At 54.8% G+C, this 21,915-nt stretch carries 17 protein-coding genes, 1 pseudogene and 1 riboswitch; of the genes and pseudogenes, 3 read left to right on the top strand and 15 right to left on the bottom strand.

The genetic code is table 11. The features are described 5' to 3' along the window. Window positions 1-31: 31 nt before the first annotated feature. Window positions 32-1,267, bottom strand: a complete 1,236-nt coding sequence (locus KQX66_RS03370) for a Ger(x)C family spore germination protein (RefSeq protein WP_216789775.1) — start codon at window positions 1,265-1,267, stop codon at window positions 32-34. Next, a complete protein-coding gene (locus KQX66_RS03365) occupies window positions 1,264-2,322 on the bottom strand; it encodes a spore germination protein (protein WP_216790461.1) in 1,059 nt (352 codons plus the stop codon). The genes KQX66_RS03370 and KQX66_RS03365 overlap by 4 nt, the downstream gene beginning before the upstream one ends. A gap of 299 nt (window positions 2,323-2,621) precedes the next feature. On the opposite strand from KQX66_RS03365, the gene KQX66_RS03360 reads away from it, so the two are divergent. Continuing rightward, window positions 2,622-3,146: a DUF420 domain-containing protein gene (locus KQX66_RS03360; protein ID WP_216789773.1), complete on the top strand. Its 525-nt coding sequence runs from the start codon at window positions 2,622-2,624 to the stop codon at window positions 3,144-3,146. 78 nt (window positions 3,147-3,224) lie between these two features. Here the strand turns inward: KQX66_RS03360 and KQX66_RS03355 are convergent, their stop codons facing one another. From KQX66_RS03355 to KQX66_RS03330, 6 genes are all read right to left on the bottom strand, one after another. Beyond that, window positions 3,225-4,820 (bottom strand): SagB family peptide dehydrogenase, encoded by a 1,596-nt coding sequence (locus tag KQX66_RS03355; protein WP_216789770.1) that lies wholly within the window; start codon window positions 4,818-4,820, stop codon window positions 3,225-3,227. Between the two features lie 24 nt (window positions 4,821-4,844). Continuing rightward, on the bottom strand, window positions 4,845-6,788 hold the full coding sequence (locus KQX66_RS03350; protein WP_216789768.1) for a TOMM precursor leader peptide-binding protein: 1,944 nt from the start codon (window positions 6,786-6,788) through the stop codon (window positions 4,845-4,847). Then, window positions 6,785-8,758: a putative thiazole-containing bacteriocin maturation protein gene (locus KQX66_RS03345; RefSeq protein WP_216789765.1), complete on the bottom strand. Its 1,974-nt coding sequence runs from the start codon at window positions 8,756-8,758 to the stop codon at window positions 6,785-6,787. Before KQX66_RS03345 ends, KQX66_RS03350 begins: the two co-directional genes overlap by 4 nt. A 170-nt stretch (window positions 8,759-8,928) precedes the next feature. Further along, on the bottom strand, window positions 8,929-9,123 hold the full coding sequence (locus KQX66_RS03340) for a hypothetical protein (RefSeq protein ID WP_216789755.1): 195 nt from the start codon (window positions 9,121-9,123) through the stop codon (window positions 8,929-8,931). 380 nt (window positions 9,124-9,503) lie between these two features. Continuing rightward, window positions 9,504-11,123 carry a spore germination protein gene (locus KQX66_RS03335; RefSeq protein ID WP_216789753.1) on the bottom strand — a complete coding sequence of 540 codons (1,620 nt, stop codon included), beginning with the start codon at window positions 11,121-11,123 and terminating at the stop codon, window positions 9,504-9,506. Window positions 11,124-11,245: 122 nt separating this feature from the next. After that, window positions 11,246-12,430, bottom strand: a complete 1,185-nt coding sequence (locus KQX66_RS03330; protein ID WP_253956911.1) for a Glu/Leu/Phe/Val family dehydrogenase — start codon at window positions 12,428-12,430, stop codon at window positions 11,246-11,248. Between the two features lie 428 nt (window positions 12,431-12,858). On the opposite strand from KQX66_RS03330, the pseudogene KQX66_RS03325 reads away from it, so the two are divergent. Further along, window positions 12,859-13,316, top strand: a pseudogene (locus KQX66_RS03325) (sugar O-acetyltransferase); the annotation flags it as partial. A 95-nt stretch (window positions 13,317-13,411) separates the two neighbouring features. On the opposite strand, the gene KQX66_RS03320 reads toward KQX66_RS03325, so the two are convergent. The 6 genes from KQX66_RS03320 to KQX66_RS03295 form a co-directional block, all read right to left on the bottom strand. Next, window positions 13,412-13,942 (bottom strand): GNAT family N-acetyltransferase, encoded by a 531-nt coding sequence (locus KQX66_RS03320; protein WP_216789750.1) that lies wholly within the window; start codon window positions 13,940-13,942, stop codon window positions 13,412-13,414. Window positions 13,943-14,114: 172 nt separating this feature from the next. Further along, a complete protein-coding gene (gene bluB / locus KQX66_RS03315; RefSeq protein WP_216789748.1) occupies window positions 14,115-14,765 on the bottom strand; it encodes a 5,6-dimethylbenzimidazole synthase in 651 nt (216 codons plus the stop codon). A 19-nt stretch (window positions 14,766-14,784) separates the two neighbouring features. After that, window positions 14,785-16,572, bottom strand: a complete 1,788-nt coding sequence (thiC, locus tag KQX66_RS03310; protein WP_216789746.1) for a phosphomethylpyrimidine synthase ThiC — start codon at window positions 16,570-16,572, stop codon at window positions 14,785-14,787. 88 nt (window positions 16,573-16,660) lie between these two features. Then, a riboswitch (TPP riboswitch) is annotated at window positions 16,661-16,771 on the bottom strand. 58 nt (window positions 16,772-16,829) lie between these two features. Beyond that, window positions 16,830-17,699: a MetQ/NlpA family ABC transporter substrate-binding protein gene (locus KQX66_RS03305; protein ID WP_216789744.1), complete on the bottom strand. Its 870-nt coding sequence runs from the start codon at window positions 17,697-17,699 to the stop codon at window positions 16,830-16,832. A 69-nt stretch (window positions 17,700-17,768) separates the two neighbouring features. Beyond that, complete coding sequence (locus KQX66_RS03300) at window positions 17,769-18,437, bottom strand: methionine ABC transporter permease (protein WP_216789741.1); 669 nt, start codon at window positions 18,435-18,437, stop codon at window positions 17,769-17,771. Continuing rightward, complete coding sequence (locus tag KQX66_RS03295; protein ID WP_216789739.1) at window positions 18,434-19,219, bottom strand: methionine ABC transporter ATP-binding protein; 786 nt, start codon at window positions 19,217-19,219, stop codon at window positions 18,434-18,436. Before KQX66_RS03295 ends, KQX66_RS03300 begins: the two co-directional genes overlap by 4 nt. Window positions 19,220-19,586: 367 nt before the next feature. Here KQX66_RS03295 and KQX66_RS03290 point away from each other — a divergent pair, with 367 nt between their 5' ends. Beyond that, window positions 19,587-20,939, top strand: a complete 1,353-nt coding sequence (locus tag KQX66_RS03290; RefSeq protein ID WP_216789737.1) for an LLM class flavin-dependent oxidoreductase — start codon at window positions 19,587-19,589, stop codon at window positions 20,937-20,939. A 109-nt stretch (window positions 20,940-21,048) separates the two neighbouring features. Here KQX66_RS03290 and KQX66_RS03285 read toward each other — a convergent pair whose 3' ends face one another. Next, window positions 21,049-21,702: a deoxynucleoside kinase gene (locus tag KQX66_RS03285; RefSeq protein WP_216789735.1), complete on the bottom strand. Its 654-nt coding sequence runs from the start codon at window positions 21,700-21,702 to the stop codon at window positions 21,049-21,051. Window positions 21,703-21,915: the final 213 nt, after the last annotated feature.

Raw genomic sequence — 21,915 nt, 5'->3', positions numbered from 1 at the left:
TTTTGTGTTTTCTCCAAATGATGGATTGCCTTCATGGTCCGGGCGGATTGCGATGCTCAATGACTTTCGAACCGCTCGCTCCGTACTCCGTCACGATCGTTTTGACGTGTAGACGAACCTCGGCTTGACTGAACTTTTGGTCCCACTGGGATTTGACTTTATCCCATGTTTTCGGCTCATGAATGCGCAGTTCCTTGCTAAATCCGAACACGTCGGCTTTGTACTGCTTTTGCATTTTTTGCAGCGTCTGCCGAATGTCCCGTTCCACCTGCTTCGCGACATACTGGCCCTGACGCTTCAGGAAGCGGTCGTTGAAGCTTTTCTCGTTCATCACCCAGCTTTCGCTTAACCGGCCCCGGGATTCGATTCGAACCTCAAATGAGATGTTGTCCCCTTCCACACGCGGCACAATGTCGCTCTTATACGACAAAATTTCATACAGGTTTTTTTGCCCGGTTTCCTCGTCGGTGTACTTCACGACGCCTCCCCGTACCTTTCCGGTAATCAGCGTAACGCTGCTCAGCTCGTCTTCGTCGAGAAAGCCGACCAGCTTGCCGCTCTGCCCGTGAATGATCCCCGCTCCGGCAAATTTAATCTCCCCTCCCCCTTTGATGATTGCTTGCAATAAAAAGCTCGACTTGCTTTGCAGGTAGGTTAGCAGCTTTGCCAAAGTTACCGATGGAAGGATGCGGGTCGATTTGTATTGATTGTCGACCATTTTCAGGATGCGGAATGCCGGGATTTCCTTCGTCCCTTTCAGCTCGAACGTCTCCCTCCCCAATCCGCGGGATACGAATACCAGCGCGCTCGGTCTAAATTCCGACTCGCGGTACATCAGGTCCATAAAATTCCAGAATGGTGTCGTACGAAGCAGCTCGTCGCCGATCACCAGCGTCTTGAAGTGCTGAGCAAATATGGGCCGGTCCGTCCGGAGCGAGATTTCCCGGGTCGATTCCAATAGCAAGTCTCCGGTTTCCGTAAAATTTTCGTATCTCTTTTTCTCGGACGAGCCGCCGCCCCCTTTGCCTTGCCCTCCGCCGGAGCTGGAAGTGAAAATCTGATAGGTGATCGAGATCAAATTTTCTTTTTTGCGCGCCGCCCCATTTTTGTTCAGAGCCGTCTCGACCTTCGTTTCATGGGCTTTATCCAGCGCGATTCCGGCCACAAGGCTAAGGTCGTCGATTTCCCGCTGACTCCAGCAGCCCGTCAGAAGAAGCAACATCGGCAGCAGAGCCATGATCGCAAGCATCCTCTTTCGGCGTTTCAAGACCGGGCCCCTTTCCTGCCCGGGAGCACGTAAAGAACCGCGGGCACCAGAATAAACAGAACCAGCGACGACAGTCCCAGTATTTCCCCCAGCTTAAACAATTCGTTCGTATCCGCAGGCGCGAAGGAAATCACATAGATGACCGCCATCAGGACGAAAATGACCGTCCGATGATTCACCTTCCAGCTTTGTGCGATGCCAAGCGCTCCGAGATAATAAGACAACGTAAAGGTGGTAAAAATCTGCATAAGCCAGATGACGAGCAGCAGTGTCTCGAAGCGCTCGAAGAAGATTCCCCTGAACTCGAAGCTCCGGAAAAGCGAGATGGTCGGCCAGGTTCGGGTAACCACGCCGTCCACCGATAACGTTCCTATGACAATGACGCAGGTGACGACGTAAAAGAACGCCGGGACGAGCACCCCGATCAGCACCGCTTTGACCGCCTTTTCCGGATGCTTCATGAATGCGGGAACGACAAGCATGATCTCGACGGACGTGTAGGCCAGTATCGTCGTTTTCAGCCCGCGCAGCACCGGCATGATGCCGTGACCTAGTACGGGACGCATATTGTCGGGCTCGAATACGCTGAGCCCCATAAAGGCGATCAAGATCAGAATGACGGTCGTGATCGGAAAGATCACTTCGAAGAGCCGGGCGACCGGATTGATCCCGCCCAGCATCAAATAAACCCCCACCCACATAAAAGCGAACGTAATCGCCCAGTTAGGCGTACCCTCGAGCAGGAACAGCCGGGTAACGTCCAGTACCGCCCGAGCCTGAAAAGAGGCCATAACTATAAAATATAAAGCCGTAAAAAAACTGAGCGCAACCCCAAGCCACTTGCCGACGAGCAGCCGGTTATATTGATAGTAGGTTTGACCCGGAAAACGCTGGGACAATTTCACAATCAGAATACCGACCGCTACTGTGATCAGTCCGCTTAGGATGAGCGAAATCCAGACATCGGGCGTTTGCGCCGCCTCTACCGAAGTACGGGGCAGCGTCAGAATGCTTACGCCCAGCATATAATTGGAAATCAGCACGGTTGCTTGCATGGTTGTGATGCGGTCCTCGGGCGGTAAATAAGCCACGGCAACCCCTCTTCCTAAGTAGTCATGCTTCATTTTGCCTCCGAAACGGTGTTTTGAACACGGTTCCACATTCTGCTCCGGAGTCCATATTATGGTGGGCATTCCATCCCAATGTTATGCAAGCGCGGCAGGCCGGACCTCGTGGTTCCCAGCTTTCGATAAAATGTAACAAAACGCGGGAAAACCCCGTTGTTTTTGAAGAAAAGGATGTCTATCCTTAAATGGACGATAATCGCAGAATGCCAGGAAACGGGGGAAATACCATGAGCAAACCACGCAATTTTACCGCATTGATCGCCGTTTTTTCCATTATCCTTATCGGAGTAATCGCCGCCTTGTTTTTTATGCCGAAATATGAAGGTACGGTCGGCTTCGACGTGACGGTGCTCCCTCTGCTGAACGCCATTTTTAACTGCTTTACCTTTGCGTTCTTGCTGCTTTCGCTTTATTTCGTGAAGAAGAAAAACATCGCGGCGCACCGGAACTTTGTGCTTCTCGCTTTTGTGACCACGGCCCTCTTCCTCGTTTCGTATGTCATGTACCATTTTCTTACCGAACCGACGAAATTCGGAGGAAGCCTGTGGCTGAAATACGTTTACTTGTTTGTCCTGATCACCCACGTGCTGCTGGCGATCGTGAACGTCCCGATGGCCTTAATCACCGTAACCCGGGGCTTCAATATGAAAATCGAGTCTCACCGCAAAATCGCCCGTTGGACGATGCCCATCTGGCTGTATGTAAGCTCCACCGGAGTTCTTGTGTATCTGTTAATTTCACCTTACTATTAAGAGTCCATAGCTTGCTGACACGAAAAAAAAGACAGCTTGCCCGAAAGTTATTTCGAGCTGCTGTCTTTTGCCTTTCTCTCAGGAGTATAGTCCGCCCTCCAGCCGGGAGCTGGGCCTACAGGCTCCTAGCGGCACTTGGATGAGACTCGTAACGTCATCCGCTTCCATCTTGTATATTTTGTCGCAATCCGCCGGGTTAAAGCTGAGGAGCGGATGCCCGTTAAGCCCAAGGGCGACCCCCGCGATCAACAGTCGCTGAACAAGCATTCCCGCTTCCATCTGCTGAATGCGGTACCCCCGAAAACCGAGCGCATCCGCGTAATGATTCCTGTCCGCGGCCACATGCAGGCAAAGCGGGATTTGAAACAGATTCACATTGCCCATGGCTATTCCCTGCTGCAGCAGCGTTCTGTAGTCTCCCAGACGGATCAGCCGCAGCTCGTGAGCCAGAGCATCGTAACGGTAAGCGCCGTCGGGAATGCCTTCGATGCCGTACAAACAGCCGTAAATGGACACCCGCTTCCTGGGCTCGCGGCCTGCCATATCCAAATCGTTCGTATATGGGAACGAGGCCGTTGCCTCGTGCAGTAAAGCGGCGGCCTGATGAGCATCCACCGGGTTAAAAACAAAATCCAGGTGCGGCGAATAGCGCTTGCGGACGACCGAAGCCAGATCATACGACAGCCTTTGCATCCGGGGCAGCGCAACCGTCTCCCCTTCGCCGGTCATCGTTCCTCCGATATTCGCGGCATCGAGCGGACCGAACGATTGCGTTGTTTCCATCAACGAAGCTTCGTTCATTCGAAGCAGCATCGGGTACTCTGTCGTCCGGGGCGAGCGGATGTAATACTCGTGCCGGATTGCAGGCAGCGCGGCGCACAGTTGGCGGGAAGTCAAGACACCCGCTTCAGCTCCGCTGCCATAGAACCAGCTGCCGGAAGGCTGCAGCGATAAGGGGACGACCGCATACACGTTCTCCTCCTGCTCATCAAGGCCAAGCAAGTGGTTAACGGCCCGGTCGAGGAAACGGAAGTACACTCCCGTATGATATCCGAAACGCTTGGCTGTTTCCAGCAGCTGTCCGATGAGCGCGCCGGCGTCAAGCCCTTGCAGACGATAGCCGAAGTTATTGTATTTATAGAAATTTTTCCAAAATACGGTAGACACAAACACAGCGCCGAAGCAAGCCGAAAGGTCGCAGCGGTCCCCCAGCCCCCGGGCCAGATACGCGTCAAAATCGCCAAGGCGCAGCAGCACGAGACGATGATGCGCCGTATCGTAATGATAGATCCCGACAGGCAAATCGTCCGTTTTCAAGTACACATACAATTCGCTCGGATAAAGGGAGCCGCCGGAAGGCGCGAACCGCCGGAACGAGTGGAATACGTTTGTTTCTCCCTCCGGCCCGCCGTAATCCATGTAAAAGACGGACTGGCACAGCTGTGCAAGCCCGTAAGCATACCAGAGAAAATGACCGATATCGCGAATCTCCGGTCGATCCGGTACGGATCTTCCTTCAAGGGTCAGCGGCACTTCCGAAGAGAGCGCAAAGGCCGGTAAGCCGCGGTACAGCTTATAAGCGAGCGGAGCATTATTCCAATCGGGTTCGAAGTCCGACGGCCTGGAATGATCGGGATCGTAATGCAGCTTATGCAAAAAAGACTTAAGGCTCACGGTACTCTCCCCTCTCGTTGTCCCTTACGGAAACGGATGGGGATGCGGATTGAGCTGTTCGACCGTGAGCGGCTGCTTCATATAGCCGAGCTGCGCCGGAACCCGCAGTACCCGCTCCAGCCCTGTAACACGCGTCAAATGATGACCGAATGTCATCGGCAGCATCCCCGGAATCAGCACTTTGACGCAGGTTAACCCATTTCGCTTCAGCTCGGGCGAGGTCTGATCGACTACGATTACATCCAGATTCAAGGAGCGGAACTTCTCCAGGATCATCTTCAAATCGTCGGCAAGATCCGCATGCAGAACTTGCGGCGGGAACGCCTCCCGAAACGTCAGCGGAGGTCCGGGCTTCTTCCACAAGAAATCCAAACGCTTCTCCGTCTGCCGCAAGCCGTACAGCATGGAGTGATGCTCCATCTCTCTCACTTGGAAAGGATCCTCTGCCATCCGTTCGCTTTCCTGCCGGTTGGCTTCGAATCGGTCATCGAGCGAGAGCATCATGCCCGCCAGCTCGAAGATCGCGCTTTTCAGCGCCCGGATCGGATCGAGATGCGCTCCCGCTGCACAGATGAGATTCATCCCCCGCGGTTTCAGGTTTTTCGCATAGGTCCAGATGCACGGAATGCCATGCTCCATCGTCGCATCGAACACGTGAAGCTCGTAACCGGCCACCGCCTTCATCCGGTCGATCATCAGATTTAATTCGCGGTCGCCTGCGGAATAAGGGTCGACACGGGAGAGCGGAAGCTGCGCATACCAGGTCAACAGGAACGAGTCGCGCTCCAGCACCTCCATGATACCGTGGAAAATCGCCTCTTCCATGCTGCCGCCCAGAGCGCATCCGTTCGACGTTTCATAGACAACGCCGTTTCCGCAGCCGAGGCTGTAATAAGCGAGCAGCTCCGGTACCAGAATGGGACGATTGTGTATGATGGAGCGGCCCCAGACCCAGTCCATCTCGCGGTCGGGATCAAAACGCCGGAATGGGAAATCAGACCGCGCATACTGCTCATCCGCGTGGACCCCTACCTCGAGCGGATTTAACGCATGATCGGCGATCTCGCGGTAGCTGCTGCGAACCTTTGTCCATTTGCCTCGCGGGACCACGCCGCAATGACGCTCCAAGCCTTCCAGTATCGCCGTCAGCTCGCTGTCTGCAAAGGAGAGCGTCCGCCCTGAACTCGGTTCGTCGCCGGCGAAAAACGGAAGATTTACGGTAATATCGGCGAACGGCGATACGCTGTCTTTCATTTTGCCATTCATGAGTCCGGTCCGGAAGTCCAAATAATCGCGGGCAAGCACCTGCTTCAGCTCGTCGATCGAACGGCAGCGGAAGCTGTTCGGGTGAACCTTCGGACTCGACCCGAGCGAGAAATTGGCCAGTTCCTCCGAATCTTCCGGCAATTCGCCGCAAATCGGGCACATCGGATCGTGTAGAAAGAGGTGGCGTGAAGTCTTCAAGGTTCTTAGATTCACCAGCAGGATTCGTTCCTCCAATTGAGGCTGTCCGCCGAGAAGCACGCGCCGGGCTTCCGCGGCCAGGAGCGTCGCCGCCTGCGTCAGTCCCGTGCGGGAAGCCCAGGCGTCCTGCGAAATTCCGCCGCGTTCGGCAATCTGCTGGTGCAGCACTCGCAGCTCTTTGCGGTCGACGGCGGCCATGAGCCGCCGCATGTCCGCGCATCTGGAGCATCCCTGAACGCCTGGCCGAACCAACGGTCCGATTAACGCCTCCCCGAAAGACACGAAGCCCCGCAGCCAGGGCACCTTGGCAGATTGAAGAACCTCCTCCGCCCGGTCCTGCACGCCAGGAAGCCAACCATCCTGCGCAAGGATAACCAGATCGGCCGAACGGAACTCCTCCACCTCCAGCTCAACCGTACGGATCACCCAAAAGGCGGAATTCAGTTCGGCACATATCAAATCGGCCAGCACGCCTTTGCCGATGACCGCTACAACACTGCTCATGGCGAAACCTCCTCTCCCAGCGCAACGCCCAGGACGTGAACGGGCCCTTTATTCAAGAAAGGATCGAGCCTGTAATCAAATACAAGCAGCCGTCGGCCGTACTGCTTCAGCTGATCTATGGCGGAGGCCAGTACGCCGGCTTGCACCGTTTCTTCACAGGCCGGGATGGCCAGACTGCGGGGCCTTGCTTTTTTCGGTGCCCGGCCTGGAACCGAAGCAATGCGGACTTGAAGCCGGGGCGATTGACTTTGAACCTCCGACAGCGCTCGGAGCAGAGCCCTTCGAAGCGCAAGGGTGATATTGAGATCGACGCCCGTGTACCATCTTCCGCCGATATCCGCACGCACCACCGGGAAACCGAACAGCTCTTCCTCCAGAACGAGGGCCGGTTCCCCCTGCAGCGTTGACAAGGATTTCAAATAATAACGGACCCTCTCGTCATCCACCATACTCAGCTGCACCGGGGTGACAAGCGGCATTCGACCGGTCCGCCGAATGTCCAGCTCTTCCGTCAGACACTTTCGCAAGCCCCGGCATACGGCTTCCGCCAGCGTCTCTCCCGCTCCGATGCCGACATATTCGGATATACGCAGACCCGTTGTGTCCGTTTCCGATGGTGAAGACGCCTGACCCGTACGTTCCGCCAACCGGGACGTATAAGCTTCCAGTCCGGCAAGCGCCGACTCCCGTCTTGCTTCCTCATGCGTCAATCCTGTGCAGACAATGGAAGGAAGCAGCTCAACCGGCCCGGCCGAGAGCGGATCGGCCACCTGAACCCGGCATTGCGCAAGCGGCAGCTGCTTTAAGTCGCCTTCGTCCCACTCATAAAAAATGCCCGTATCCGGCGAGGTTATCCGTTCGCAATAATCCAGCAGCGGGCTGTGCCTTCCGCTTTCCGGCGCCGAACCCGGATCCTGCATCAGCCGTGGTTCAATATCCGGAATTCGTTCAATCCGGTTGCAGCCGATGACCATCGGGTGAGCCACGAACGAATACCAATCCCCTTCCAGCGTCTCCAGGTTCAGCAAATATACCGCTTGATTTCGCAGCGGATCGGCGGCACCCGTCACCGTTTTGAACAGCTCGAATACGATCACATTCGACAGCAAAGCCCCGGCATGGACAGAAAACCCATGCTGCTGCGGATCTTGGCGCAGAACGGGCTGATGAATGCGACGCAGCGCCGACTCCCAGCCATTCCCGTCTTCCGGCCGCTCAAGAGGCCCGGCCAAACCGGCTTGCTGCAAGCAAATCGCGGGAAGAAAAAGCTTGCTCTCCCCCTTGCAGGCCGCTTGGACGATCCGAAGCTCTTCAATATCCCCTTCCTGCGATACGTACATGATCGAATCGAACGGTTTCAGGACCTGCTGCCAAGCGGAAATGTCCCGTCCGGGGTAAGGCACTTCCTGAATATGTATTTCCGGATCGGATTTCCCGGCATGCCCCCCCAGTTCCTTCAGCCGCTCACGGTTGGTTGGCAATGAATCGCCAATGGCCACTCCGATTCGGGGCAAGCCCGATTCCAGCAAGGCCGCCACCAATGAAACCAGAAAAGGGCCGGAACCTGCCGCTAACACCTTTTGTTGGCGATATTGCTCGAAGCGATGCGCGCCGGAGCCACCAAAATTGCTCAGAAATTCAATTTGCGAGCCGAACTTCTCAAGAATCCTTTCCGATAGCCGGTGGGTAAGGTCTTCGCTGACATCTCGCGCGAAGCCGTTTTGGATCAATAAAGCGGCAATATCGAACACGCGGCCTTTGTGCGGCTCAGGCAAGCCGTCCGTCAATTCCATAAGCGTGTACTTCCCGTTAAATACCGGAATCAGCTTTTCGATCCAGCGGTCAATCGACTCGCCTTCCAGTTTGAACGAGCCCATGTTGTTTCTAAAATAGACCGAACCATTCGGATCGGGGATAAAAAAGGTGTCCCCGTTCATTTTCGGACGCACGGAAGCATCTAATGTGGTCATCTCACTCCTCCTTATCCGTACTTTTGGTCAATCCGGCCGGATGTTCACTGCTATCTTATGTATTGTCGTTTGTCCTTCTTGTCAATTATTTTTAAGGGGCCGTTCCAGCCCCTGCGGTTTGGATCGAAGCCGCGTGTGCAGGGGCTGATACTTCCGGGTAGTCCTGTTAACTACTTAACCGCAACGTCCGCAGCGCCCGCCTCCGCAACGTCCTCCGCAACCTCCGCAGCCGCAACCGCCTCCGCCTCCGCAACCGCAACCTCCGCCGCAGAAGCAGCTGCAGAAGCAGCGGAAGCAACCGCATCCCCCGCATGGACAACGGAAACAACCACAACCACAACCGCATAGACGGGTATCGGCCTCATACTGGCCTTGATGCTGTAGGGGCGTCACCTGACCCGCATTGTATGCCGCGACTTGCAATTGCTGAAGCTCATTCTGAAATTCACTCATGTTGACATTCCCTCCGTCAAAATAAAGTAGTGCCGGCTCGAGCCGGAGACTGGCAAGAGATAGAAAGGAAGGTCCCGGGCAAGGAGTATGCGGCCGGGTGATCACGCTTTCTTTGCTCTCGACAGAACATACAACATTTTTATGAATTTTGATCCGCATGTGTTACGGGGGGACAAGCTTAATTTCCAATCATTTTTCAATAATGGTTAAAAGTACGTTTTCATATCGGATAACGACGAATAACCCGGACAACTTGTGTCACCCGGGGGATTGCGATAACGATCCAAGCTTGCTATCCGCGGCGCTTCGGCTGTTTGGCCTGCATGGCCTTCGGACGGCGCGTCATGAAAGAAAGCGGCGCGCGGAGGACGAAGTCCTTCCAATCTTCGAGCCGGTAAGGAGCCGCCGGGCTCAAGTAAGGAATGCCGAAGCTCTTCAGCTTGGCCAAATGGCTGCACACCAGCAGGAAGAACAGGATGACCCCGTACAGTCCGAAGACGGCCGCCGAAAACATCGTACCGAAACGGATGATCCGCAAAGCGATTCCTGCGCTGTATTGAGGGATGGCAAACGAAGAAATGGCCGTAATGGCAACGACGATGACCATGATGGGACTGACAATGCCGGCTTGTACCGCCGCTTCCCCGATGACGAGACCGCCGACGATGCCGATGGTCTGACCGATAGGCTTCGGCAAGCGTAAACCGGCCTCGCGCAAAATTTCGATCGATACTTCCATGATCAACGCTTCGATTAACGAAGGAAAGGGCACGCCTTCCCTTGAGCCGGCGATGGACACCGCCAATTTGGTAGGAATCAGCCCTTGATGGAACGAGATGAACGAAATGTAGAGCGCGGGCCCGAGCGTGGAAATCAGCGCTGCGGTGTAACGTAATACGCGCACGAGCGTACCCGGAATCCAGCGCTCATAATAATCCTCCGGGGATTGCAGCAGCATGCTGATGCTTACCGGGACGATCAGCGCAAACGGGGAGCCGTCCAGCAGAATCGCGACCCTGCCTTCCATCAGCGCGCTGTTGACCCGATCCGGCCGTTCCGTATTTTGCACTTGGGGAAACAGCGTAAGATGATTATCCTCGATAAACTGTTCGATATACCCGGAATCGGGAACATCGTCCATATCGATCCGGGCGATGCGCTGCCGGACCTCCTGCACCAAAGCGTCATTGGCAATATCGCTATTGTAAGCGATCGCTACCGTTTTGGGAGCTTTACGCCCCAGCAGCGTGTAAACGATACATAGCGTGTGACTCCCGCCGAGCTGACGCAGCAGCGCGGTGTTATCCGCCAGACTTTCATTGAAGCTGACGCGCGGCCCCCGGACCAAAGCCTCCGAGGCCGGTTCGCCGAGACTGCGTTTTTTCTCGCTTCCGGTGGCCAGGACGAAGACGTTCGGGCAGCCGTCGATCAAGAGGCCGGCATGGCCTTTCCATAAACCGGGCAGCAAATCGCGCAGGTTCTCTGCTTCACCCAGCTCGCTCACGGACAAGATCCGATTCCTAATATGCGGCGGCAGTTCATCCGCGCAGCTTGGCATGGCGAAGTCGGACATCAGAGAAGGTAATACATGCGTATCGATGTAGTTTTTGTCCGCCAGCTCCTTGACCAGGATCAAAGCAGCTTGCGTCCGTGCATCGCCTATTTCAAACGTTCGGATCAATATATCGTCATTGTGGCCTAATCTGTCCTGAAGCTCCGGCAAGTCCTTCTCGAACTTTCCGGAAAAGACGTATAACCGGTCTTCCGCGGCAGGCTTGCTGCTGCTGCGGATCGTCAAAGCCGATTTTAACCAAGCTCCCAGCTTGTACACACCATAAGGCACCACACTGCACAGGAAGGCTTGCAAAATAATTTCCCAATTCATCATATGAGTCGAAATAAATTTCCACATGCCTGTCGCCCCCCATATTATGGTGAGCCAACCGTAATTTTGTTATACGGAGCGACGGATGCAAACAAAAATCCACCTATGCTCCCATAGATGGATTTTTGCCGTTTTTCTTCTATATAAGCCTATACCCAGCCTCTCCACTTGATGGCCTCGGCCACCCGCTTCAGCCCTACGATGTAAGCCGCCAATCGCATATCTACTTTTTTGTCCGTCGAGGTCCGGTATACATTATGGAAGGAAGTCGTCAATATTTTTTCCAGCTTCTCTTGAACTTCTTCCTCCGACCAGTAGTAGCCTTGGTTGTTTTGTACCCATTCGAAATAGGAGACGACTACCCCGCCGGCGCTGGCCAGCACGTCGGGAACGAGCAGAATGCCGCGGTCCGTCAAAATTTCAGTCGCCTTGAGCGTCGTCGGTCCATTCGCCGCTTCGACTACGATGCGGGCCTTGATGTCCGGCGCATTCTCCTCCGTAAGCTGGTTTTCGATGGCTGCCGGAACCAGAATGTCGCATTCTTGCACAAGCAGCTCTTTATTTGTAATTTGCTGACTTTTAAAATAAGGCGTGACCGTGCCGAACGAATCCCGCTTGTCCAGCAGCGTCGGGATATCGAGACCTTCCGGATCGTACAAAGCCCCGTAAGCATCGGAGATGCCCACGACCTTCGCTCCCGCTTGATGCAGGAATTGAGCGAGGAAGCTGCCTGCGTTTCCGAAGCCTTGAATGATAATGCGGGAGCCCGGAATTTCGATGCCTGCGATTTTGGCAGCCTCTTTCATCACGATCGTTACCCCAAGCGCAGTCGAGGACTCTCTGCCCGCAGAGCCGCCCAATACAAGCGGCTTGCCGGTAATAAAGCCCGGCGAATCGAATTCGCGGATGCGGCTGTATTCGTCCATCATCCAAGCCATAACTTGCGAGTTCGTGAACACGTCCGGCGCCGGAATATCTTTGGTCGGGCCGACCAATTGGCTGATAGCGCGGACATAGCCGCGGCTCAAGCGCTCCAGCTCGCGGAAGGACATCGACCGCGGATCGCACTGGATACCGCCCTTACCGCCTCCGTACGGCAGCCCCGTAATGCCGCATTTGATGCTCATCCACATCGACAACGCTTTGACTTCCTCTTCCGTCACGTCGGGGTGGAAGCGGACGCCGCCTTTGGTCGGGCCGACTGCATCGTTATGCTGAGCGCGGTAGCCTGTAAATACTTTAATCGAGTCGTCGTCCATGCGAACCGGAATGCGCACCGTCAGCAGCCGAAGCGGCTCTTTCAACAAGTCGTATACATCGTCCTTATACCCCATTCGATCAAGAGCGGTACGGATGACTTCCTGCGTTCTTTCGAACAAGTTGAGCTTCTCTTGCGCTTGCGTAGGTTCATTCTTATCGTTCTGTTCGTTCTTTACGATCAAGGACACGTGGACTTCCCCCATGTTGTTATTATTGGTTATGCGTGGGCATGACTGATCGGATATCAGGTCTTGCCCAACATTTACCCTCAATAAGGTATAACACAAAAAGAAATATTGTACAATATATAAATATTTATAGCCTGATATTCAATGAATAGTTTCCTTTATTGTGTTGTTTTATCACCTCGTACGGCCTCATCCTGCGAAAAAACGGGATGAGGACATGCCTCGTTTCTTTTTATAATTATATATCTATATGATAAGATTCTAGTGAATTCTACATTTTGGAATTCTTTTATTTTGGTTAAGGAGACGGAGAAATGAAAACAGAAAAAGAAAAAATGCTGAATGGCGAACTGTATCTTGCGGCTGACCCGGAATTGCTGCAAGAACGGGCAAATGCACGAAGACTAACCAGATTATACAACCAGACCTTAGAAACCGAAGAAAGCACTCGGACGGAACTATTAAAAGAATTGTTCGGTTCAACTGGAGAAAGTATATACATAGAACCGACTTTGCGCTGTGATTATGGTTACAACATTCATGTCGGCGAAAATTTTTATGCAAATTTCGATTGCGTCTTCCTGGATGTATGCGAAATTGGATAGGGGATAACGGCTTCATGGCCCCGGGCGTACACATTTATACCGCTACGCATCCGTTAGATCCGAACGAAAGAAATTCGGGAGTTGAATACGGGAAACCCGTAACTATCGGCAACAATGTATGGATTGGCGGGAGAGCCGTCATCAACCCTGGGGTGAACATCGGCGATTAACCAATATAAATCACGATTACGAATAATAAAAGGAGATATCCAAAAGACACATGTCTCAGCGATATCTCCTTAAGGCGTTGCAAAATCGGTGTTTACAATAGAGCGGCTTCTTTCAAATGAATCCGGTAACTCTTCACAAGCGTATCGCCATTGCGCATATCCTTGTCGAAGGCACGCTCGAAGCCTAAGCGCTCATACAATCGGACCGCGGACTCCATCATGTCCGACGTATGTAAATGCAGCGTAGCCGCCCCTAAGGCGAGCGAGCACCTGGCGCTTTCTTGAATTAGCAGCGTCGCAATTCCCCGGCCCCGCACGGCTGGCGAAACGGACAGAAAGCGGATGATCGGCGACTGAATCCCAAGCTCCGGCATGCCGTAAGCGGCTTCGGAGGACAAGAACAGCTGAACGCTCCCGACCACCTTCCCCGCAAGCTCGGCAACAAGCCGGGCCGCAGGACCTTCTCCGTCCACGGAGGCCCGGATCGACTCCCGGTACGGCTCCCACCGGGCAGAAGGCAGCACCGGCCGGTACTGCTCATAAGCCTCCAGCATGACCTCAAGAATCGCTTCCCGGTCAAGCTCCGTCGCATCGCGAATCCAAATTTCATCCGATTTCCCCATAGCACCCCACCCGTTTTCCTTAAGCTTCATCCGATGCACCAGTTTGCAGCAAATTAATTTCCACTAAACACATCGGATATAATGTATTTGATTTTCACTGTATCATCGGGTGGTGATTGCCGTCAAGGTGCCGGTCCATTGACATTTTCAATCGAAAAATAGAAAAGTTCGATCATTCCGGCTGCCGGTTTCCCCACGTCTCGTGATAGATGAGGTCCTGCAAGGAGCGGCGCTTCTCCCACTGAGCCGTCTCCAGAATCGGCTTCTCCGGGTAGTTCTCCGTATACCCGACCGACAACAGCGCGATCGGCTCGATATGCGGCGGAATGCCCAGAATTTCGCGCACGTCGTTTTTCTTATAAAAGCTTACCCATCCCATAGCAAGCCCTTCCACACAGGCAGCCAGCCACATATTCTGGATCGCGCAAGCGACGGAGAGCATGTCGGTCTCGGGGATGGAGTTGCGGCCGAGCACATGGGCGCCTCCCCGGGTAGGATCGCATGTAATGCAGATCGTCAGCGGCGCTTGCTTCAGCCCTTCCACCTTGAGGCTCAAAAACTGGTCCTGTCGCTGGCCTTCGTAATGAATCGCCAGCGCCCTTCTTTCCTTGTCCGCGGCCCAGGCCAGCCGCTCTTTCAGCGGCTCCGAAGTCACCAATATAAAGTTCCAGGGCTGCATGAAGCCGACGGACGGCGCGTGGTGGCCGGCGTGAAGCACGTTCGTCACCGCTTCCTCCGGAATCGGGTCCGGCAGGAAGGAACGGACATCCCTTCTCGTATAGATGACCTTGTATAACGCTTCCTTTTCCTGCTCCGTAAACATACGATCCCTCCCAGGGCGTTTAATTGTAAATCATACCACCCGCTTTCTTGAACTCCTCGGACTTCTCCTCCAAGCCTTTCTCAAGCGCGGCGCGGTCTTCCAAACCGTGTTGTTTAGCATATTCCCGTATATCCTGCGTAATACGCATGCTGCAAAACTTCGGGCCGCACATCGAGCAGAAATGGGCCGTCTTCGCGCCTTCCGCCGGAAGCGTCTCATCGTGATACTCCAGCGCCCTTTCGGGATCGAGTGACAAATGAAACTGATCCCGCCAGCGGAATTCGAACCGCGCCTTCGACAGCGCGTCGTCCCGCTCCTGCGCGCCCGGATGGCCTTTGGCCAAGTCGGCCGCATGCGCCGCGATTTTGTAGGCGATGACGCCTTCCCGCACGTCGTTCTTGTTGGGAAGCCCCAAGTGCTCCTTCGGGGTGACATAGCACAGCATCGCCGTCCCGAACCAGCCGATCATCGCGGCTCCGATGGCCGAAGTAATGTGATCGTAGCCGGGAGCAATGTCGGTCGTGAGCGGTCCGAGCGTATAGAACGGCGCTTCCTGGCACACCTCAAGCTGCCGGTCCACGTTCTCCTTGATCAAGTGCATCGGCACGTGGCCGGGGCCTTCGATCATCACCTGCACGTCGTGCTTCCAGGCGATTTGCGTCAGCTCGCCCAGCGTATCCAGCTCCGCGAACTGCGCCTCGTCGTTCGCATCGGCGATGGACCCCGGGCGCAGGCCGTCCCCAAGCGAAAAAGCGACGTCGTACGTTTTCATAATTTCGCAGATTTCTTCAAAGTGCGTGTACAAGAAATTTTCCTGATGATGCGCCAGACACCACGAAGCCATGATTGACCCGCCCCGGGACACAATCCCGGTCACGCGATTCGCGGTCAGCGGAATGTACCGCAGCAGCACCCCGGCATGGATCGTAAAATAATCGACGCCCTGCTCCGCCTGCTCGATCAGCGTATCCCGGTATATTTCCCAGGACAGCTCCTCCGCTTTCCCTCCGACCTTCTCAAGCGCCTGATACAGCGGCACCGTCCCGATCGGCACCGGAGCGTTGCGGACGATCCATTCGCGCGTCGTATGAATGTGCTTGCCGGTCGATAAGTCCATGACCGTATCCGCCCCCCAGCGCGTCGCCCACCGCATCTTCTCCACTTCCTCGTCGATCGACGAAGCGACGGCGGAATTGCCGATGTTCGCATTGATCTTCACGAGGAAGTTCCGGCCGATAATCATCGGCTCGCTTTCCGGGTGGTTGATGTTCGACGGGATGATCGCCCGACCGCGCGCCACCTCGCTGCGCACGAACTCGGGAGTGACCTTTTCGCGGATAGCTATATATTCCATCTCGGGCGTAGTAATTCCTTTTTTGGCGTAGTGCATCTGCGTAACGTTCGCACCCGGCTTGGCCCGCAGCGGACGGCGCGTTGCTCCGGGAAACCATTCCTGCCGCCGGGCTCCCTCTTCCTCCTTGAAGCCGTTGTCTTCCGGCTTTACCGCTCTTCCGTCATACTCCTCCACGTCGCCCCGTTCCATAATCCATCCCCGCCGATTGGCCGGAAGCCCCTGCCGGATGTCGGTCCGGACATCGCCGTCCGTGTACGGACCGCTGCTGTCGTAGACGCGAACGGGCGGATTGGCCGTTTCCCCTTCCGCACTCACCGTCGGACTCAAAGCAATTTCCCGCATCGGGACCCGAATGTCGCTGCGGGAGCCTTGAATGTACACTTTTCGGCTCCCGGGAAATCCCGATACGTCCGGCACGGCTTGTTGTTGATTTGACTTGTTTTCGCTTGTCATGTTCAATTCCTCCTCGAATGAATGTGAGCAAGCGGGGAACGTAATGCATACAAAAAAGACCGCAACGGCAAAGAAGCGGTCTTTGTGCATACAAAGGCTACGTGTTTCCTCCGCTGGCATTACCCAGATCAGGTTTAACGGTCGATAACATCCGGTTATCCTCTCAGCCTGGCTTCACCAAGCTCCCGCGCATATGAAGTTGTCAGTACAAGAATAACCCGGACTCCGCCAAAAATCAACAGCCAGCGTAAATTTTTCTAAAATGCCGGAACGACCGCAACGCCGTATTTGTCTTCGATAAACTTCTTCACTTCCGGCGTCGTCAAAGCGGCGTCGAGCTTCTTCACTTCTTCCCGCGTCTCGTCTCCCTTGCGCACGACGATGACATTGGCATAAGGGGATTTCGAATCTTCCCGGAACAAGGCCGATTTCGGATCGATTTTGGCTTCCAGCACGAGGTTCGTATTAATAATCGCGCCTTCCAGATCGGGAAGCGACCGGGGCAAGGTTGCCGAGTCGGCCTCGATGAACTTCAGCTTTTTCGGATTGTCCGCGATGTCCTTGGGCGTTGCTTCATACGTCGTCAAGCCGTCCTTGAGCTTGATCAGCCCTTGCTGCTGCAGCAGCACCAGTGCTCGGTATTCATTGGACGGGTTGTTCGGAATGCCGATCCGCGCCCCTTCCTTGATCTCGTCCTTCGATTTCAGCTTGCTTGAATAGAAGCCGATCGGCTCCACGTGAACCTTGGTCGTGACGGCAAAATCATAGCCTTTCTCGCCCTTGACCGAATCCAGATAAGGAACGTGCTGGAAATAATTCGCGTCGATCTGCTTGTCTTTCAGCGCTGGGTTCAGCTGCCCTTCGTCGTCATAGACGACCACTTCGAGGTTGACCCCCTGCTCCTTCAGCTTCGGCTTAACGAAGTTTAGAATTTCTGCATGCGGTACGGCGGCCGCACCGATTTTTAGCGTCGTTTCTTTCGTCGGTTTGGCCGTACCGGCTGCATTGCCTTGCGCCGCAGCCTTCGTGTCCGGGGCCTGCGCGGTGCCGCCCGAGGCGCATCCCGAAACGACAGCACCAAAAATAACTAGGATGGATGCAAGAGAGAAAATTCCTTTTTTACCCATAGCTACGCCTGCTTTCTATAATTAAAATGATGAACATCCGCCGTTCCTTCACAAACGCAATGTTTGCGCTCAATCCGGCTTGTAACGCTTCTTGTCGATCGATTTGGCGATGTAATCGCCCGACCATTGGATGAGTTGAACCAATACGATGATGAGAAGGACGGTTGCGATCAAGACGTCCTCGCGAAACCGCTGGTACCCGAAGCGGATAGCCAGGCTGCCCAGACCGCCCGCCCCGATCGCGCCGGCCACGGCGGTGAATTCCGTAATCGCAATGATCGCAATCGTCATCGCGCGGACAAGCGCCGGCAGCGCTTCGGGAATGAGCACCCTGAAAATAATCGTTGTCGGCGAGGCGCCAACCGCTTTGGCGGCCTCGATCTTGCCTGCGCTCACTTCCTTGAGTGAATTTTCGATCACCCGTCCCAGGAAGGGCGCTGCACCGATCGAGAGCGACACGATGGCGGCCGTCGGACCGAGCGAGGTGCCGACGATCAGCCGCGAGAGGGGCAGCAGCAGAATGATCAGAATAATGAAGGGCAGCGAACGGACGCTGTTGATGACCGTGCCGATGATTTTGTGCAGCAGCGGCGCTTCCAGAATACCGCCCTTCTCCGTCACGACGAGCGTAATGCCCAGCGCAATGCCGAGCACGAGCGCGAAAACGGAAGACCAGAGCACCATGTAGACCGTCTCGCCAAGTCCCTGCAGCAGCAGCTCGATCAGATCGTCTCTCATATTCCCGCTCCCACTCCTTCCATCACATACCGGCTGTCGCGGTAATGCTCCAGAATGCGGACGAATCGCCGCGCCGTATCGCTCTCGGGATTCAGGAACAGCTTGTCGACCGGTCCGGTCTCGACGATGCGGCCGCTCTCGATCACCGCCATGCTGCGGCAAATATGCTGCAGTACGTCCAGTTCGTGCGTGATCAGAACGACGGTCAGCTTCAGCTGGCGGTTAATGTCCCTGAGCAGCTCCAGAATGGAGTAGGTCGTCTGCGGATCGAGCGCCGACGTCGCTTCGTCGCTGAGCAGCACGTCGGGCTCGTTCACAAGCGCTCTTGCGATGCCGACCCGTTGCTTCTGGCCACCGCTGAGCTGCGACGGATAGGCGTTCTCTTTATCGCCCAGGCCGACAAGGTCGAGAATTTCGCGGACACGCCCGCGGATGTGCGCTTTCGGATGCCCGGCGACCTGCAAAGGAAACGCGACGTTCTGGTACACCGTCTTCGCGTCCAGCAGATTAAACTGCTGAAAAATCATGCCGATTTTTTGCCGGGCCAGCCGCAGCTCCTTCCCGTTCAAGTCCGTGATGACCGTGCCCTCGATCTCGATGCTGCCGGAATCCGGCTCCTCCAGCCGGTTGAGGCAGCGGATCAACGTCGACTTGCCCGCGCCGCTGAAGCCGATAATGCCGAAGATATCCCCCTTTTCGATCTGCAAGCTGACGTTCTGAAGTGCAGGAAATGCGCCTGACGATGTTTTGTACGATTTGCTAAGATTGCGAATGACGATCATTCCTTCACCTGCTTTTCGGGATAAAAATAAAAAAACCAAGCGTCGCCCCTCAGCCATAGCTCGGGGAAAGCTTAGTTTCCAGTGGACTGGTCAACTAATTGTGCAAGTCGTCGTTTTTAATTCCGACTATACCGATTATATTTATTTAATTTAAAGGATGGACCGGGCGCTGTCAAGAACTTTTAGCTGGGCATTTACTTCAGAAAAGAACGAGAAAAAAACAGCCGGAGCCGGATTCAGATAAACAGCCAGGGGTTTGCCGGACTTTAGATGGCGATGCAAGGAGGAATTGACGGCGTTCCAAGATCATGCTAAATTATAACAAATTAAATCCATTGATTAACTTGGATATATGGAGGTATCGCTTGTGACCCGAACAAGACAAATCAAACTGTCCGCCTATTTGGTCGGCACCGGCATGCATGTCGCTTCGTGGCGGCATCCCGAAGCTCAACCCGATGCGAGTATCGACATCGATTATTACAAGCGTCTCGCACAGCTTGCCGAACGCGGAAAATTCGATATCGCCTTTATCGCCGACAGCCTCGCGATCAACGAAGCGTCCCATCCGAATATTTTGAACCGCTACGAACCGATTACGCTCATTACCGCGCTGGCGGGCGCTACTTTGAAAATCGGCGTCGTCGCCACCGCCTCCACCTCGTACATCGAGCCGTTCAATTTGGCCCGCCTCTTCATGTCGGCCGATCATATCAGCAAAGGTCGGGTCGGCTGGAATATTGTCACGACCCGAGACTTGTCGGGAAATACGGCGCTCAACTTCGGAGGCAAGGAGCATTACGAGCACTCGCTGCGCTATAAGCGCGCGGAGGAGTTCCTCGAAGTCGTCAAAGGACTATGGGATTCGTGGGAGGACGACGCTTTTGTCCGTGATAAGGAGAGCGGGCAGTTTTTCGACCGGGGCAAGCTGCACCGCATCAACCACCAAGGCGAGTTTTTCGCCGTGCAAGGTCCGCTCAACATCGGTCGTTCCCCGCAGGGCCATCCCGTCCTCGTGCAGGCCGGCAATTCCGAATCAGGACAAAGCTTTGCCGCAGGCACAGCGGAGGTCGTGTTTTCCATCAAATACGATATCGACGATGCGAAGCAGTTCTACCGTTCCTTCAAGAGCAAGGTGGCCGCTGCGGGAAGGTCGGCCGACGACGTGTACATTTTGCAGGGTATTTCTCCGGTCATCGCCGAAACGGAGGAAGCGGCGAAGCGGAAGCTGAAGCAGTTGGAATCCTGCATCACCGAGGAGACGGGCATCGGCTTCTTGTCGGACTACTTCAAAAGCGTCGATTTTACGGGAGCCACCCTCGATTCGAGAGCGGCAGATTTCGGGCTGGATCGGCTCCCGGAGACGAAATCCGATTACATCAAGCACCGGCCCGTCATCGCGCGAGAAAACCCAACGTTGAGGGAAGTTTATTCCCTACTGACCGGCTCGTTCAGCAGCGAGCACTTCGTCGGCACGCCGGAGAAAATTGCGGATACGCTGGAAACCTGGTTTACGGAAAGAGCCGCCGACGGCTTTATGCTGATGGCCCCCCTGCTTCCGCAAGGCTTGGAGGATTTCGTGGAGCACGTCGTGCCTCTGCTCCAGCAAAGAGGGCTGTTCCGTACGGAGTATGAGGGCAGTACGCTGAGAGACCATTTTCACCTGCCGAAGCCGCAGAACCGGTTCGCAGCCGCCAGAGAGGAGCAGCCGCAACATTAGCTTGCATGATGAATAGCAAAAGACCGGACCCCTTCGTCTGCGAAGGAGTTCCGGTCTTTCGTTTTGATGGACGGCAGCCGTCTTCTTGTCGGACGATGAGATCATCCGTTTACATTTGCAACACGCTGAGCTTGTCCTTTACCTGCTCGACCAGCTTCCGGGCGTCTTCTTCATTGTTTACCACGTCGGTCAGGTCCATATCGACGATTAACACGTCGGACTGATTGTAATATTTCATCAGCCACTCGTCGTACCCTTTCCACAAATACCGGTAATACTCGACAAGCGACTCGTCCTGCTCGAAATCGCGTCCGCGCAGCGAGATGCGCCGCAGCACCGTCTCGAACGAGCCTTTTAAATACACCATCAGATCGGGAGCCTTCTTCGGCAGCTCCTCCAGCTCTTCCAGCATATTGTTCGCAAGATTCTCGTACACTTGAAACTCCAGATCGTTGATGCGTCCGAGCTCGCGGTTTACTTTTGCAAAATACCAATCTTCGTAGATGCTCCGGTCCAAGACGTTGCGGTTGCTCCGCAGCGCCCTCTTGATCGACTTAAACCGGCTGTCCAGAAAGTATAACTGAAGTAAAAACGGGTACCGGTGCTTCTCGATCTCTTCCTTCGATGCCGTATAGAAAAGCGGCAAAATCGGATTATCGTCCACGCTCTCGTAAAATACTTCCGATCCGAGCTCCCGTCCCAGCAATTCGGCTACGGACGTTTTCCCCAGACCGATCATCCCCCCGACAACAATCACTGACATTGTCCCCTTTCTCCTTATACCGCTTCTGTGAAGCTTATCATTTTAACAACGCTCATTCATGGCTTAAAACAACTGCTCTATTATAGCAGGAAAGCCCGGTTTTGTCTCAACTTGCGATCAACGGCTGCACGTTCGCACTAGAGTGAAGGGCAGAGAAATCTGCCCCTCCTCATCAAACCGTACGTGAGGTTTTCCCTCATACGGCTTTCCGAT

This window comes from Paenibacillus oleatilyticus, from assembly GCF_018998565.1.
In the GTDB taxonomy this organism is placed as follows: Bacteria; Bacillota; Bacilli; order Paenibacillales; family NBRC-103111; genus Paenibacillus_G; species Paenibacillus_G oleatilyticus.
The sequence above is the reverse complement of the archived record's forward strand: the minus strand, read 5'-3'. Positions and strand labels throughout refer to the sequence as shown.

Coding starts and splice junctions, on each gene's coding strand:
- KQX66_RS03365 (WP_216790461.1), bottom strand. CDS start 2,322: ATGCAAGCAACCGTGCTGATTTCCAATTATATGCTGGGCGTAAGCATT.
- KQX66_RS03360 (WP_216789773.1), top strand. CDS start 2,622: ATGAGCAAACCACGCAATTTTACCGCATTGATCGCCGTTTTTTCCATT.
- KQX66_RS03350 (WP_216789768.1), bottom strand. CDS start 6,788: ATGAGCAGTGTTGTAGCGGTCATCGGCAAAGGCGTGCTGGCCGATTTG.
- KQX66_RS03345 (WP_216789765.1), bottom strand. CDS start 8,758: ATGACCACATTAGATGCTTCCGTGCGTCCGAAAATGAACGGGGACACC.
- KQX66_RS03340 (WP_216789755.1), bottom strand. CDS start 9,123: ATGAGGCCGATACCCGTCTATGCGGTTGTGGTTGTGGTTGTTTCCGTT.
- KQX66_RS03335 (WP_216789753.1), bottom strand. CDS start 11,123: ATGTGGAAATTTATTTCGACTCATATGATGAATTGGGAAATTATTTTG.
- KQX66_RS03330 (WP_253956911.1), bottom strand. CDS start 12,430: ATGGGGTATAAGGACGATGTATACGACTTGTTGAAAGAGCCGCTTCGG.
- KQX66_RS03320 (WP_216789750.1), bottom strand. CDS start 13,942: ATGGGGAAATCGGATGAAATTTGGATTCGCGATGCGACGGAGCTTGAC.
- bluB (WP_216789748.1), bottom strand. CDS start 14,765: ATGTTTACGGAGCAGGAAAAGGAAGCGTTATACAAGGTCATCTATACG.
- thiC (WP_216789746.1), bottom strand. CDS start 16,572: ATGACAAGCGAAAACAAGTCAAATCAACAACAAGCCGTGCCGGACGTA.
- KQX66_RS03305 (WP_216789744.1), bottom strand. CDS start 17,699: ATGGGTAAAAAAGGAATTTTCTCTCTTGCATCCATCCTAGTTATTTTT.
- KQX66_RS03300 (WP_216789741.1), bottom strand. CDS start 18,437: ATGAGAGACGATCTGATCGAGCTGCTGCTGCAGGGACTTGGCGAGACG.
- KQX66_RS03295 (WP_216789739.1), bottom strand. CDS start 19,219: ATGATCGTCATTCGCAATCTTAGCAAATCGTACAAAACATCGTCAGGC.
- KQX66_RS03285 (WP_216789735.1), bottom strand. CDS start 21,702: ATGTCAGTGATTGTTGTCGGGGGGATGATCGGTCTGGGGAAAACGTCC.